Annotated in this window: 16 protein-coding genes; 8 read left to right on the plus strand and 8 right to left on the minus strand. The window is 44.0% G+C overall.

Features of this window, described 5'->3' with window-relative positions:
• The first annotated feature begins 17 nt into the window (after window positions 1–17).
• Window positions 18–440, plus strand: coding sequence for a hypothetical protein (locus A4R26_RS30205; protein ID WP_081170256.1), 423 nt, complete (start codon window positions 18–20; stop codon window positions 438–440).
• 4 nt (window positions 441–444) lie between these two features.
• Here A4R26_RS30205 and A4R26_RS30210 read toward each other — a convergent pair whose 3' ends face one another.
• The gene (locus A4R26_RS30210) at window positions 445–1,683 is read right to left on the minus strand and encodes a PAS domain-containing sensor histidine kinase (RefSeq protein WP_081170257.1); all 1,239 of its coding nucleotides are present in this window, start codon (window positions 1,681–1,683) and stop codon (window positions 445–447) included.
• Between the two features lie 23 nt (window positions 1,684–1,706).
• Window positions 1,707–2,765 carry an AI-2E family transporter gene (locus tag A4R26_RS30215; protein ID WP_081170258.1) on the minus strand — a complete coding sequence of 353 codons (1,059 nt, stop codon included), beginning with the start codon at window positions 2,763–2,765 and terminating at the stop codon, window positions 1,707–1,709.
• Window positions 2,766–2,931: 166 nt separating this feature from the next.
• Here A4R26_RS30215 and A4R26_RS30220 point away from each other — a divergent pair, with 166 nt between their 5' ends.
• From A4R26_RS30220 to A4R26_RS30235, 4 genes are all read left to right on the plus strand, one after another.
• Complete coding sequence (locus tag A4R26_RS30220; RefSeq protein WP_081170259.1) at window positions 2,932–3,702, plus strand: MlaE family ABC transporter permease; 771 nt, start codon at window positions 2,932–2,934, stop codon at window positions 3,700–3,702.
• 6 nt (window positions 3,703–3,708) lie between these two features.
• Complete coding sequence (locus A4R26_RS30225; protein ID WP_081170260.1) at window positions 3,709–4,233, plus strand: ABC transporter ATP-binding protein; 525 nt, start codon at window positions 3,709–3,711, stop codon at window positions 4,231–4,233.
• Window positions 4,223–4,387, plus strand: coding sequence for a hypothetical protein (locus A4R26_RS35270; RefSeq protein WP_165760471.1), 165 nt, complete (start codon window positions 4,223–4,225; stop codon window positions 4,385–4,387). Before A4R26_RS30225 ends, A4R26_RS35270 begins: the two co-directional genes overlap by 11 nt.
• Window positions 4,388–4,709: 322 nt before the next feature.
• Window positions 4,710–5,747: a response regulator gene (locus A4R26_RS30235; RefSeq protein WP_081170262.1), complete on the plus strand. Its 1,038-nt coding sequence runs from the start codon at window positions 4,710–4,712 to the stop codon at window positions 5,745–5,747.
• On the opposite strand, the gene glgP is transcribed toward A4R26_RS30235, so the two are convergent.
• The 3 genes from glgP to hpf form a co-directional block, all read right to left on the minus strand.
• Entirely contained in the window at window positions 5,727–7,430 is a 1,704-nt protein-coding gene (glgP, locus tag A4R26_RS30240; RefSeq protein WP_081170263.1) for an alpha-glucan family phosphorylase, read from the minus strand. The genes A4R26_RS30235 and glgP overlap by 21 nt on opposite strands.
• 160 nt (window positions 7,431–7,590) lie before the next feature.
• The gene (locus A4R26_RS34585; protein WP_242675059.1) at window positions 7,591–7,848 is read right to left on the minus strand and encodes a polysaccharide deacetylase family protein; all 258 of its coding nucleotides are present in this window, start codon (window positions 7,846–7,848) and stop codon (window positions 7,591–7,593) included.
• Between the two features lie 10 nt (window positions 7,849–7,858).
• Window positions 7,859–8,161, minus strand: a complete 303-nt coding sequence (gene hpf, locus A4R26_RS30250) for a ribosome hibernation-promoting factor, HPF/YfiA family (protein ID WP_165760472.1) — start codon at window positions 8,159–8,161, stop codon at window positions 7,859–7,861.
• 338 nt (window positions 8,162–8,499) lie between these two features.
• On the opposite strand from hpf, the gene A4R26_RS30255 reads away from it, so the two are divergent.
• Entirely contained in the window at window positions 8,500–8,865 is a 366-nt protein-coding gene (locus tag A4R26_RS30255; RefSeq protein WP_081170266.1) for a response regulator, read from the plus strand.
• A 162-nt stretch (window positions 8,866–9,027) separates the two neighbouring features.
• Here the strand turns inward: A4R26_RS30255 and A4R26_RS30260 are convergent, their stop codons facing one another.
• Window positions 9,028–10,149: a site-2 protease family protein gene (locus A4R26_RS30260; RefSeq protein ID WP_081170267.1), complete on the minus strand. Its 1,122-nt coding sequence runs from the start codon at window positions 10,147–10,149 to the stop codon at window positions 9,028–9,030.
• 70 nt (window positions 10,150–10,219) lie between these two features.
• Entirely contained in the window at window positions 10,220–10,654 is a 435-nt protein-coding gene (locus tag A4R26_RS30265; RefSeq protein ID WP_081170268.1) for an Hsp20/alpha crystallin family protein, read from the minus strand.
• Window positions 10,655–10,872: 218 nt separating this feature from the next.
• Between A4R26_RS30265 and A4R26_RS30270 the strand changes: the two genes are divergently transcribed.
• Together A4R26_RS30270 and A4R26_RS30275 are read left to right on the plus strand one after the other, a co-directional pair.
• On the plus strand, window positions 10,873–11,697 hold the full coding sequence (locus A4R26_RS30270) for a hypothetical protein (RefSeq protein ID WP_081170269.1): 825 nt from the start codon (window positions 10,873–10,875) through the stop codon (window positions 11,695–11,697).
• A gap of 282 nt (window positions 11,698–11,979) precedes the next feature.
• A complete protein-coding gene (locus A4R26_RS30275; RefSeq protein ID WP_081170270.1) occupies window positions 11,980–12,309 on the plus strand; it encodes an HPF/RaiA family ribosome-associated protein in 330 nt (109 codons plus the stop codon).
• A gap of 357 nt (window positions 12,310–12,666) precedes the next feature.
• On the opposite strand, the gene A4R26_RS30280 is transcribed toward A4R26_RS30275, so the two are convergent.
• Window positions 12,667–13,359, minus strand: coding sequence for a response regulator transcription factor (locus A4R26_RS30280; RefSeq protein ID WP_081170271.1), 693 nt, complete (start codon window positions 13,357–13,359; stop codon window positions 12,667–12,669).
• Between the last annotated feature and the right edge of the window lie 243 nt (window positions 13,360–13,602).

The raw sequence follows: 13,602 nt of genomic DNA on the forward strand, positions 1-13,602 counted from the left end.
GATCCAAAATCTTGTTTATGCAATTGCTGATAAATGGAGAGCGGCTGGTAAGGGATGTGCAACAGGACTTTTCCCGGATCTATCCTTATTTAAAGATAGAATTCTTCAGAATGAACGGGCTGAATAAAGAACTGGCCCTGAAACAAAATCAAATAAGGCACGATCAGCAGCTCAGGCTGGCAAAAGGCCGTGATATTCATAAAGGTGATCTTGTAATAGAAGACGCCATGTCTGTGCTGGACCTTGAAAAAGCTTTTATGAGCAAATTCGGGTTGCTGACCCAGGTATTCAGGAGATCGGGTAATATCTGGCTGGAAACTTCTATTACCGATGGCTGGAGCCTGAAGCAGCAGAACGATCTGGGAAGGGAAATAAGTACCGGGAAAAAGCCTGGTGATAGTGATGAGAATGATTATGATCTTCACCGGGATGCCGACTGACCGGTTATTCTTTACCAAGGTCGGGCAGGGTGATCGTAACGGTTGTTCCCGATTGTAATTTACTTTGAAGTTCAATATAACCCTGAATAAGCTCTACATACCGTTTAACAATATGCAGGCCCAAACCTGTTCCCTGGATATTGGTCGCATTTTTCCCCCGGAAGAAACTGCTGAATAAATGTTGCTGGTCCTCGCCGGATATTCCAATGCCGTTATCTTTTACCGTTATTACCAGGTTCCCGTCTTTCATCACCGCTTTCAGGTAGATAGAAGAATGCTCGGGGGAAAACTTTATGGCGTTCGTCAGTAGATTGATCAAAATGTTCTTCAACAGTTTCCTGTCGGTATAAAATTGGCCGCCGGTATGACATTCAAGATCAAAAGCCTGCCCGTTTTTGACTACGACCTGTACTTCTTCGATGATCTCTCTTAAAAAATCGTTTATATCAATTGGTTCTGCATGAGCATGTACTTTCCCCTCTTCGAGTTTTCCGAGGGAAAGAAAATCTTCCAGGAGATCGCTCAGGTGTTTTACCGCATCCTTTATTTTTTTTATGTGCTTTTCACTTTTTTCATTGTCGCCCTGTTGATTATAACGCGAAACCAACGCGGCCGATGACAGAACGGTGCTCAAAGGTGTGCGGAACTCGTGAGAGGCCATCGAAACAAACCGTGACTTTATTTCACTCAACTCCTTTTCCTTGCTAAGCGCCTCGTTCAGGTCGTTCTGCGATCTTTCCAGCTCTTTCAGCGCTTCCTGCAATATCATGGTCCTTTCCTTTACCTTGGTCTCCAGTTCTGCGTTCAGGATCCTCATATCGATGGCCATCTGCTCCAATTGCTTTTGCTGCATGAGATTGTTCTGTTCAATGGCTTTCCTGAGGGTTATATCAACGATAAATGCAATGACAAACAGTTCGCCGTCGCGTTTATAAAAACTAAGGCTTACCTCAACCGGGATTTCGTTGCCGTCCTTTTTCTTTCCATAAAGGTCGCGTCCGTGCCCCATAACCCTGTGCTGCGGATGCTCATAGAACCCCGCCCTTAGTTGGGCGTGGTTCACCCGGGCACGGTCGGGGATCAACGTTTCAATAGGCCTGCCGGTAATTTCCTGTTCACTGTACCCGAATATCGATTGCGCGGCGGGATTGATCAAAACGATCCTGCCTTCCCCGTTCGTGAGGATAATTCCTTCGGTGGAATGTTCAAATAACGACGTAAGATGGCCGGCGTCTATATTCATGGCAATTTATTCTTATCATTAAATTACAATTTTTTCTTTTCATCACGGCTCAATAAGATCTTCAATGCCATCCATTCGGGTATTTGATCGCTTATGATCTTCAGGATGCCTATAAATGGTATAAAGAGGATCATTCCTGACACACCCCACAAAAGACCGCCGGCCAATATGGCTATGAGGGTTGCCCAGGTGCTTACTTTTATCTGGGTGGCAACCACTTTCGGGAAAATAAGATTGGCTTCAAGGTACTGTACAACCGTAAATACGGCCACCACGCCTAAGGGATACCAGATGCTGTCTTTAGTGACCCAGGCAATGGTGATCGGTACTAAGGCGCTTATGAAAATTCCCACATAGGGTATGATCGTCATGATGGCGGTAAGCATTCCGAAAAGGATGGCATGGGGAATGCCGAGGGCCAGAAGCCCGATGCTGTTAAGCATACCTACGATCAGGTATACCATAACCATTCCCTTGATGAACTTATAATAAGTATGTGTGGTTTCGGTCAATACGACATGTAATTGTTTGTTATACCGGTTTCCGGCCAGCTTCGCCAGAAATTGTACAAACACTTCTCTGTTGTATAAGAACAAAGCGGCAAACACCGGAACAAGAAATAAGGTAAATAATCCGCCGGCAGTGGCTGCAATCGTTGCCTGTATTATACTGCCCGGGCTGCTGCCCAGGTTTTGGATCAGCTGTTGCCACCAGTTGTTCTGTGCTTCCACGGAAATATTGAAACCGGTTGCTATCCATTGCTGCAATTCAGCGAGGGTAGGTTTTAGTTTGGCCAGCAGCTGCGGCACATCCTGGCGCAATACATTTACCTGCACAACAAATAAACCTACCAGTATTCCGAATAAAAGAACCACGATCAGCAGGCCTGCGGTTATGGCAAGGCTGCGCGGCCACCTGTGTTGTTCAAGCCATTTACAAACCGGGTACAACACGAGTGCAATAAGCAAACTGTAAGATAACGGTACAAGCAGTGATCTGCCGAAATACAGGATAACCGCGGTAAATACGGCCAGTTGAAGCCGGGTCAGTATCGCAGATGAGGTATTTATATTATTGGTCATATTTAAAGCTAACGGTTATGTGAGTGCCGGGGCGAAACGTACGTCATTTATGCCGGTGAGTTTTATCATCGGGTAATGGCCGCTGGTGATCACTATCATTTACTGCAATGACCTGCTTCATAAAGAACGAGCTTAAACGGGGGGAACTTTAGAATAATTCAATTGTATGGCATTACCAGTAAAAACAGGCAGATTCTTACATGAGACCTGCGATGTGTCGGCCTTTGCCGGCCGTTTTTTCAAAGAGTTGTTCAGGCCGAGGTATGAAGTGGCTGAATTCATCAGGCAGTGCTTTGTGATAGGATACAGATCATTTCCGCTAATAGGGCTAACGGCTTTTATAATGGGGCTTGTGCTAACCATTCAGCTTCGTCCCTCCCTGATCGAGTACGGGGTTGAATCCCAGCTTCCGTCCATGGTGGGCATTGCGATCGTACGTGAAATAGGACCGGTGATAACGGCCCTGATCTTTGCCGGTAAAATAGGCAGCAGCATTGGCGCCGAGCTGGGGTCAATGAAAGTAACGGAGCAGATAGACGCCATGGAAGTTTCCGGCACCAACCCGTTCAAATACCTTGTTGTAACAAGGGTGTTGGCGGCCACCCTCATGTTGCCGGTTCTGGTAACGTTGGGTGATGCCATTTCGTTATTCGGGTCATATGTAGGGGTGAATATCCGGGGCATTACCAGTTTTCACCTGTTTTACACCCAGGTGTTCGATAACCTCGTGTTTGGCGATGTGCTGCCGGCGTTCATCAAATCTTTCTTTTTTGGTTTTGCCGTAGGTATCATCGGTTGTTATAAAGGATATTTTTCAGCAAAAGGAACCGAAGGGGTAGGCCAGTCGGCCAACTCGGCGGTGGTAGTTTCCTCGATCATGATATTTGTAATTGACCTCGTGGCCGTACAGATCACAGACCTGTTAAACCTTAATTAAACAAAAATGCAAGAACAGATAATGATGCCGCCTGAAAAGAAAAAGACCCCGTTAAAAGAAGTGCTCGGGGTCAGGCATCTTTATAAATCATTTGGCAGTAACAACGTGTTGAATGATTTCAGCCTGTCGCTTGGCGAGGGCGAAAACCTGGTGGAGCTGGGCAAGTCGGGCTCAGGGAAATCGGTGCTCATCAAGTGCATCATTGGCCTGCTAAGTCCTGATAGTGGAACAATAGAAGTGTTCGGCAAAAATATTCCCGACCTGAACCAGGATGATCTCGACAAGATACGCGCCAAAGTGGGTTTTTTGTTTCAAAGCAATGCCCTGTACGATTCAATGACGGTGCGGCAAAACCTGGAGTTTCCCCTGCGCAGGCACTGGATGCGTGTAGAACAGCCGGAAGTGGATAAGCTGGTAATGGATGCGCTGGAAGACGTTGGGCTGGTGCATACCGTTGATATGATGCCGGCGGAATTATCGGGCGGCATGCGTAAAAGGATAGCGCTTGCCCGCACCCGCCATGGTGACTAAGATCAGCAGTAGCCTCGACAACATTCAAAAAGGCACGGATGCATTCAGCCAGAATATGGAAGCACTGAAACATAATTTCCTGTTCCGCGGTTATTTCAGAAAGCTGGAGAAACAAAAGAATAAGGAACAGCGGCGGGGCATCGTTGCCCGGTAATAAATATTATTGGAAATTAAAACAGGACGAAAAAACAGTTCCTGTATGATCCTCGTCATTGGATCGTTTATTTTTAACTGAAAAAGATCATTTTCGCATCTGAAAAAGATCAGTTCTTCTATTGCCTGTTTTTCTGAACTTTAGTACAGATTGACAGATCGGTATTGTTGTAACGCAAAAGCTTCTTAAGATATACCTGCAGGCTCCTTAGCAGATCTTCACCCGTATACGCCTGTTCCCTGAAAACAACACATCAGCCCCTTGATTTTCCGGCAGTAATAATCTGTTGGCATTTATAATCATTCACTTTCAAATCAATACAATGAAAAAGATCCTGGTTATTGAAGATAATCACGAGGTCAGGGACAATATTGCCGAGATCCTCGAACTGGCAAATTACCTGGTCTTTCGTGCGGAAAACGGGAAGGAAGGTATTGTTATAGCCATGCAGGAATTTCCCGATCTGATCCTTTGCGATATTATGATGCCGGTGCTGGATGGCTACGGGTTTTTACATTTGATGAAAAAAAATGATTCATTATGCAATACGCCATTTATATTTATGAGCGCGAAAGCAGACAGGATCGATGTTCGTAAAGGAATGGACCTGGGGGCAGATGATTATCTGACCAAACCATTTGATGAAACCGAACTGCTGAACGCCATTGAAACCAGGTTGAAAAAGGCGGAAATGGTTAACCAGAAAAGCCAGGCTGCGGTTGATAAAAATGATTTCAAAAACCCGCTTTCCGAAAATGAAATAAGGGAGTTGCTTACCGGCAACAGGGATACCGGCATTTATAAAAAGAAACAGCTCATCTACTCCGAAGGAAGCCGGCCCTTACGAATGTATTATATTCAAAAAGGCAAAGTTAAAACATACAGAACCAACGCCGACGGCAAGCAGTTGATCACCGGGTTATACAAAGAAGGCGATTTTTTAGGTTATATACCAATAATGGAAGGCACGTCTTATAAAGACATGGCAGAAGCCATTGAATTTACCGAACTGGCAGTTATCCCTAAAGAAGATTTTATGGAGCTGATCAGTACCAGCAGGGAAGCTGTAAATATATTCACCCACCTGCTTACTCATCATATTTCGCAAAAAGAAGAGATGCTGGTAGGAATGGCGTATAATTCGCTGCGCAGGAAAGTGGCGGAAGCGCTGATCGGCGTTCATGAAATTTATAAAACCACTATTGATATGAGCCGGCAGAATCTTGCTGCTTTGGCCGGAACCGCCACCGAATCGATGATCAGGACGCTTAATGATTTTAAAAGTGAAAAGATCATAGACATCAATGATGGAATAATTACCATACTCAATGAAAAAAAGTTAATGAACATGGTGAATTGATTTTTCACTCACATTGATCTGCTGTATCCGGTTGTTCAGCGTATACATCCTGTCATAATATTCGGCCGCCATGCGGTTGCTGCCGAAAAAAGGTACTACATCCTGCAGGCTGTTTTTTATCAGCGACAACCATCTGTCGGGATAGTCGTAATACATGGGTATGATCTCTTTTTCGAGCAGGTCGTATAAATTGGCCGCTTCAATGGCGTCCTGCTCAAAATCCTGTAATCCTGCAGGGGCCGGAGGAATGATGAAACTGTTTACTTTGTCTTTTGCAAATTCGGGAAACCAGCCGTCGGGGGTGCTTACATTGATGGCGCCGTTCATTGCGGCGGCCATACCGCTGGTGCCGGATGCCTCGTGTGTTAAACGCGGCACATTCAGCCACACATCGGCGCCATGTTTTAACAGTTTCGAGAGTTTAAGTTCATAGCCCACGAGCACCGAACAGTTCTTATATGATTTTGTTATGTTCGCGATCTTGTCAAAAATGCCAATGGCGGGGTAATCCATCGGGTAAGGTTTGCCGGCCCAGATGATCTGTACGGGCCTGTCGGCGTTGTTTACGATCTGGTTGAACCTTTCCATGTCGTGAAAAAGCAGGTCGGCGCGTTTATAGCCGGCGAACCGTTTGGCGAAAACGATGGTCAGTATTTTTTCATCATAAATTTCCCCGGTTTGATCGGCTACCACTTCAAACAGGTTGTTCTTGCCGGTTATCTTTCTTTTTTGAATGCCGGCCATATCATTTGTAGCGGCCCCATCGTACATTTCATGATCGGCCCAATAGGTAAAGTTCTGTGCATTCGTGATCGAAATTATCGGGCATATCTCCTCATATGCCTGCCACATTTTGATCAGCGTATTCACATGTTTTTTTGATACGCCATTGGCTATGCCCGATAAACGCAGTGCCGTGAGGGTATGGTCCAATACATGATCATCTAATTTCGCGATCATCCGTACTTCCGTTGCAGGGATGCCGCAAAAGAAGCCCATTTTTTCAAGCAGCATAAAATCGGTTTGCGGATTGCCGGCCTGTTCGGGCGTATGGTTGGTAAATACCATTTTTTCTTTTATCAGATCTATATTCTTGTACCTGTCATAGAGGTAAAAGATAAGCGGAAGGGCATGCGATTCATTCAAATGATATCTTTCGGGTTTCCAGTTGAGGTGTTCAAAAAGTTTTGCGCCGCCCACACCAAGCAGAATGGCGGCTGCAATGCCTGTTTGGGGGTTGGCGTCATATAATTTGAATGAAATTGTTTTGGCGAGGTAATCATTTTCAGGAAGGTCGGTAGTGAGTAAAAAAAGCGGCGCAGTATGAAATACTTCAGGGGGCAGGTACAATGCCGTTACCCATACATCGTGGCCCGAAACCTGTATGCTGAATTTAATTTCTGTATTGACCAGGAAGCCATAGATCTTCTCTTGAAACAGCACATCCATGGCCTGGTCGCTTTTTCTTACCTGGTCGTAATAGCCATATTTCCATAAGATGCCAACGCCAACCATGTTCTGTTTTAATTCATAAGCGCTGCGCATATGCGAGCCTGCTAAAAAACCGAGTCCCCCCGCGTATAGTTTCAACGGTTGATGAATGGCATATTCCATACAAAAATAGGCAACGGGAACGGCATATTCACCGGCAAACTTATAGGGGTGGTTAAATGAAAAGTTCATACGAGATGTATTGATCAGTAAACAATGATAAAGTTCTGCCGGTTGCAGAAACGGTTCAATGACGGCGATCAATGTCATCTGAAACAGTGGTCATACAGTGCAGGAATAGGAGATGTCTTAATTAAAGCATGAATTCACTTTGCGCCCTGAGCCTTTTTCGTCACTGGCTGAATGATGTTGTCATATGTTTGATCAGAACCTTTCCCGTCCAGTTGCCCTGCACCAGCATGCGCTCTATGGTGAATAACGGTGCTTCCGTACTTTTTTTCCCGGTTAACTGGTATGCCGACTTTATGCCTCTTTTTTTTAATTCGGTAATGGCGGAGGCGTTCCAAACGCCATAGGGATAAGCGAAATGCTCAACAGGTTTGCCGGTAATGGCTTTCAACCGTTTTAGGTATATCGATCTCGCTGTCATATGAATGTTGTTATCGTTTTTCTTCCATTTTTTCCTTGTGCCGGTGCAACTGGCTTTCAATGTCATGGAGTACCTTGTCAAGCGTGGTTTCATAAGATGTATCCCGGTCACTGCAGAACAGCAGTTTGTTCGGCACTTTTACGATCGCTTCAATAAAGAAGGAGTTTTGCACATCGTTCTTTTCTTTGCGCAGTACAACTTTACAGTATTCGATCCTGGGATATATTTTACCGAGATGATTGAATTTATTACGTATAAGCGATTCCGGTATCTTGCCGGCTTCAGCATGGGGAGATGCAATGATGATATTCATGATGCTTTCTTTTTTTAAATTTAGAAATATATGGCAAGCCGATGAGTGAGAGCCGTCAAGCAGCATCATGACACTTCTCATAATCCGTTACTTCTGATGGAAGGATGAAAAAAATGGAAAAGGTAAACCTGCCGGAGGATATCGTGGAAATGGCAGCAAACCGGTTACCCTATTTAAAGCGCTGGGCTCAAAACGTTCATATTCTTTAAAAAGATGTATAATATGACAACCGGTTTATCATAAACTTTTTTGCAGGGTCAATTATTGTTTTCATACCTTCATGTAACTTTATAGGACTTCGTTTTATAAAAAAACGTTTCAACTCTAATATCTTCGCAATGAAACGGATACTGTTGGTTGAGGACAATATCGCGATCCGGGAGAACACAACTGAATTGCTTGAACTGGCAAATTTCCAGGTTATTGCTGCCTGCAATGGGCAGGAAGGGTTGGAAATTGCCTTAACGGAAAAGCCTGATCTTATCCTCTGCGATATTATGATGCCTGAAATTGATGGCTTTCATTTGCTTGAGATCCTTCGTGCAAAATCTACTTTCGAAAAAACTCCCTTTCTTTTTTTTACCGCTTCCGCAGAACAGTCAGAGATCAAAAAAGGGTTGGCGGCCGGCGCCAATGATTATATCATAAAGCCATTCGATGCCGACGAATTAATAGAACTGGTAAGTAAATACGTGGGAAAATAATGGCACTGAACCGGTCGATTGGCGCAAAGTATATGGAAAGTTGGAAGGGGACAGGCTCTTCCAGTTTATGCTTGCGGCATCAACGATTCTTTCGTGCCACAAGTAGTTTTCTTTTGCACATTATCGTTTTTTTTGGATAAGCGTATTCAGGTCGGAGGTACATCAATGCAGTAACCCGGCCAGGGACCTGATCCTGCCGTATTCCTTTGTATTCACTTTGTTCAGTAACAGGTATTCGATGATATGATTTAGGTTTACCACGCCTATAAAATTGCTATTGTCCATAACCGGGTAGATCCTTTCATCGTTACGGGCGAGCTTTTCCAGCACAGTATCAATTTCCTTATTGCCGTTTAACAGCTCCGGTTTTTCTTTTACCAGGTTTTTGATGGGTTCGTTGTAATGCATGTCAGCAAGTTCTTTTATGATCTCCATGCGATTGATGGTGCCGGTGGGGGTAATGCCATCCATCAGTATAAAGTATTTGCTGTGATTGCTGTTAAGCACATTGGCGGCTTCCTGTACGGTCATATTTGCCTGCAGGCTGTTGTAGTCGTACATCAATACCTCATTCAGTTTAATGCCTTTTACCAGCGACTTTAAACGCAGGTAATATTCCTCGGCGCCGGCGGAGAAAATAATGAAGATGCCGATAGCTGGTAGTATGGGATTGATCAACACTATTCCTGCTACAATGAACAGGATGGCAATGATCTTACCAACGGTTGCGGCAATGGTAGTAGCCTGAATATAATTCAGTTTGAATCCCAGCAGGGCGCGCAGGATCCTGCCGCCGTCCATGGGAAAGGCAAGTATAAGATTGAATACCGCCAGAATAACATTTACGATCCGCAGGTTGTATATAAAGTCATGGCCATGCATAATGGTCATGTGTTGTTCATCATCTATCAATGGTATGTTGGGTATGAACAACCATAATAAACCGGCTATGGCCAGGTTTACGAGCGGCCCCGCTATACTTATTGCCAGCTCCTGCCGGGGATTTTCAGGAAATTTTTCGATGCTTGCTATGCCGCCTATGGGTAACAGTACGATGTTTTTCGCTTTTATGCCAAAGCGGGCCGCCATCATTGCATGCCCCAGTTCGTGCAGGGTTATACAGGCGAACACCGCCGCTAAAAACAATAGCGACCACGTAAGTTGCTCCACATTGTTACCGGTGGCGGCATTTACGAGCAATACCCAGCCTATCAATAATAAGAACGTCCAGTGAATATGTAAGCTGATGCCCCGGATCGTCAGCATTTTATAGGAACCACGCATAGAAAATTATTTAAATGGTAAAGGTCCCGCCTTACTGCAACAGCGGGACCTGGAAGTGAATGACCCATGCCTACTTTACAGTTATATGTTTTGAAAGGGTCGCTTTTTTGGCCTGTTCGGTTTTAGGAAGCGTAATGCGTAAAACACCGTCTTCATAAACCGCCTCGATCTTGTCTTTGATAACATCTTCAGGGAGGGTGAAACTGCGGGTAAAAGAAGAATAGTTGTACTCTTTGCGGGTACAACGTTCGTCTTTTTCTTCTTTCTTTTCTTCTTTTTCACTACTGATGGTGAGCATGTTGTCATCTACATCAATATTGAAATCGTTTTTCTTCAATCCCGGGGCTGCAACCGATATCTCGAAATGATTCTTGTTTTCGGTGATATTGACGGCCGGTGTTGTCAATGCCCTTCCCATACCCATCCATTCGTTCCAGGGTTTGAAGAAATCATCGAAGAAAGCGGGGAATGATTCACTTCTTTTGGTTAATTCTCTTGTTGACATATGTCCTCCATTTTTTTTGGTTATTAAATAATGATGTATCGAATGTAGGACGGTCAGGGGTGCCGGATGAACGACCGCCATCATAAGAAGGTGTGAGATATATCAGTGTGCCGTATTACCGTTATCTGATCATGCCGGTAAGTGACATGGATCATGTTTTTCGGCTTAATATCGAAATAACTTTATACTATTCAATACAACTATAAACACTATTTCAAATGAAAAAGATATTGCTGGTCTTTGATGGGGCGCATTTCAGCGAAGGCGCCTTTGAGTTTGCCCGGAAAATGAATGAAGTTTCGCCCATACTGCTTACCGGGGTTTTTATGCCGCTGATTGATTATTCAAATTTATGGAGTTATTCAGCCGCCTCTGTTTCCGGAATGGTAATACCGATGCTTGAAGAAGAGGATGCCGCCCATATTGAAAAGAATATCAGCCGCTTCAGTACATTATGCCAATCGGCTCATATTGAATTCAGGGTGCATAAGGACCTGACTGAATTTGCGTTGCCCGGGTTGAAGAAAGAAACGAGGTTTGCCGATCTGTTGATCCTTGGAAGCGAATCGTTTTATCACAACATAAGCAGTGAAGAACCGAATACTTACCTCAAAGAAGCCGTGCATGATGCCGAATGCCCCGTTGTGATCGTGCCGGAGCATTTTCGATTTCCCGAAAAGAACATCCTTGCTTATGACGGAACCGATTCTTCGGTATACGCGATAAAACAATTTGCTTACCTGTTTCCTGAATTGGCCGGTAATAAAACGGTATTGGTATTTGTAAAAGACAATGACCAGATCGCATTCCCCGATGAGCAAAATATAGAGGAGCTGGCAAGCAGGCATTTTTCCGATCTTACTTTCTTTAAGCTTGGCATCGATCCTAAAAAATATTTTGCATTGTGGATAAGCGAAAGAAAAGACAGCATTCTGGTAAGCGGGGCATATAGCCGTTCATCGTTTTCGATGTTGTTTAAACGAAGCTTTGTTACAGACGTTATCAGGGATCATAAGATTCCGGTGTTTATTGCGAACAGATAGAACTGTCAGTTATCAGGATAAAAAACAGAACTGCCTGTAGTTGTTACAGGCAGCTTTTAATTACGGAATCTCATCAGGCGGTGCATATTACTTTATTACGCTTAATTTGCCTGTCTGGCTCCAGGTTCTGATTGCCGATGTAGCCGTGAGGCGATTCAAATTGGATAAACCCCCTGATATAGATCATTTTTAAATTAACATAAATCATATTGCCTGTTGCCGGTAGTCATTTCGCAGCCGGCTACCGCGCCGTAACTTGAACCTGATAAAATAAACCCGGCTATGATCATCGAATTTAAAAATACCGCAGGAGAGGTGCAGGATTGGGTAATTGGTTATATCAGAAGTAAGTTGACCCAATTGCACAAAAAGCACAGGGAAATATCCAGGGCGCAGGTATGTTTACAGAGTACATCTGAAGTATGTGACAATGGGAAAGTATGCGAAATAAATCTTACAACCGATGCCGGACCCATTTTTTTCTGCAGTACCGCCAAAACGTATGAAGCGGCTGCCAGGGAAACGATAGTTGAGCTTGATAAAAGGATAGAAGAAAAACAGATCGGGAAAAACCCCGGGCTGCCGGATGAATTACCGAATGCGATTTCGTAAAATGTACGGGATTGCATATGTCAAAACTAAATACAAAACATTATGGACCTTACTGCCGGCAATCTTAAATTCAGCTTGAGAAATAAATTTTAGTGGTATTTTATCCGATCTGTACAACGTATGTATGGCGGTGTTATATTACGTTAGTAAATTTTAAAAAGACAAGGGGAATAAAAAAAGAAAGCGACACCGTAGTATCGCTTTTTTCTCTGATAACTGTGACGTGGCTGAAACAGTTTTTCGCCTGCATAGTAATGAAATTAAGCTTAAAAACGGCTTAATTCGTAGCCGAAGGCAACGTTACCCGTAAGCTTTTCATAACCACATTAAATAGTTGGCTTTATTTGCGTAGTGTTTTTACTGTTCTGCGGCCAGGTAATAACCGAACCCCGGTTTTGTATGGATCAGTTTAACCGGGTATGGTTTATCAATTTTGCTTCTTAATAAATTAATGTATACTTCTACGGTATTTTCACCTACACTGTATTTTCCCTTCCAGATCTTTTTAAGAATTGTGTCTTTGGAAACTGGTAACCCGTTGCCGTCGGCCAACAATGCCAGGAGGTTAAATTCTGTCTGGCTTAACCTGATCACCCCTTTACCCCGATATACAGTTTTCCCCTTAATGTCAATATGTAAATCACCTGCCTGATAGAATCTTTTTCCACCAGGAACCATTTCATATCTTCTTAAAATTGTTTTTAAACGGGCTATCAGTTCCTCCATAAAAAAAGGCTTGATGATGTAGTCGTCGGCCCCGGTTTCAAAGCCCTGTACCCGCTGATGTACGTCACTGTAGGCTGTTAACATAAGAACGGGTAGCCCGGAATTATTGTTTTTAATAATGGAAGTGGCCTGCCAGCCATCGATGCCCGGGAGCCGGAGATCCATAATGACAGCATCTGCAAGGTTTAATATTTCCGATTCCAATGCCTGTTCTGCATTGAAATAGGCAAAAACATCAAAGCCGTTTCGTATCAGGTTTTCAACCAGGTTCTGCTGTACGGCAGCTTCATCTTCAATGACAATAATGCATTTTTGCTTTTCCATCAAAACACAATTTCCCGTAATTAACCTTAAATCGGGCTTAAAGGTTTAGAAAATCCAAAAATCAATCACCCCGGGTGGCAATTTCGCCTTCGGCGGGTGTTCTATGTCGCCTGTCAATGAAGCGTAGTTCTTGCAAATAGTTTACGCACTAAACCAGTAATGACACCGGGCGCAGTTCTTTTACCGACGCTATAACCGCTTCGGTTACGGTTTTACACTGCTCACCTGTCAGCTGCGGATAAA

The organism is Niastella populi (genome assembly GCF_002078015.1).
Lineage (GTDB): Bacteria > Bacteroidota > Bacteroidia > Chitinophagales > Chitinophagaceae > Niastella > Niastella populi.

Excerpts from the sequence above, each read along its gene's own strand:
- A4R26_RS30205 (WP_081170256.1), top strand. The coding sequence starts at position 18 with ATGCAATTGCTGATAAATGGAGAGCGGCTGGTAAGGGATGTGCAACAG.
- A4R26_RS30210 (WP_081170257.1), bottom strand. The coding sequence starts at position 1,683 with ATGAATATAGACGCCGGCCATCTTACGTCGTTATTTGAACATTCCACC.
- A4R26_RS30215 (WP_081170258.1), bottom strand. The coding sequence starts at position 2,765 with ATGACCAATAATATAAATACCTCATCTGCGATACTGACCCGGCTTCAA.
- A4R26_RS30220 (WP_081170259.1), top strand. The coding sequence starts at position 2,932 with ATGGCATTACCAGTAAAAACAGGCAGATTCTTACATGAGACCTGCGAT.
- A4R26_RS30225 (WP_081170260.1), top strand. The coding sequence starts at position 3,709 with ATGCAAGAACAGATAATGATGCCGCCTGAAAAGAAAAAGACCCCGTTA.
- A4R26_RS35270 (WP_165760471.1), top strand. The coding sequence starts at position 4,223 with ATGGTGACTAAGATCAGCAGTAGCCTCGACAACATTCAAAAAGGCACG.
- A4R26_RS30235 (WP_081170262.1), top strand. The coding sequence starts at position 4,710 with ATGAAAAAGATCCTGGTTATTGAAGATAATCACGAGGTCAGGGACAAT.
- glgP (WP_081170263.1), bottom strand. The coding sequence starts at position 7,430 with ATGAACTTTTCATTTAACCACCCCTATAAGTTTGCCGGTGAATATGCC.
- A4R26_RS34585 (WP_242675059.1), bottom strand. The coding sequence starts at position 7,848 with ATGACAGCGAGATCGATATACCTAAAACGGTTGAAAGCCATTACCGGC.
- hpf (WP_165760472.1), bottom strand. The coding sequence starts at position 8,161 with ATGAATATCATCATTGCATCTCCCCATGCTGAAGCCGGCAAGATACCG.
- A4R26_RS30255 (WP_081170266.1), top strand. The coding sequence starts at position 8,500 with ATGAAACGGATACTGTTGGTTGAGGACAATATCGCGATCCGGGAGAAC.
- A4R26_RS30260 (WP_081170267.1), bottom strand. The coding sequence starts at position 10,149 with ATGCGTGGTTCCTATAAAATGCTGACGATCCGGGGCATCAGCTTACAT.
- A4R26_RS30265 (WP_081170268.1), bottom strand. The coding sequence starts at position 10,654 with ATGTCAACAAGAGAATTAACCAAAAGAAGTGAATCATTCCCCGCTTTC.
- A4R26_RS30270 (WP_081170269.1), top strand. The coding sequence starts at position 10,873 with ATGAAAAAGATATTGCTGGTCTTTGATGGGGCGCATTTCAGCGAAGGC.
- A4R26_RS30275 (WP_081170270.1), top strand. The coding sequence starts at position 11,980 with ATGATCATCGAATTTAAAAATACCGCAGGAGAGGTGCAGGATTGGGTA.
- A4R26_RS30280 (WP_081170271.1), bottom strand. The coding sequence starts at position 13,359 with ATGGAAAAGCAAAAATGCATTATTGTCATTGAAGATGAAGCTGCCGTA.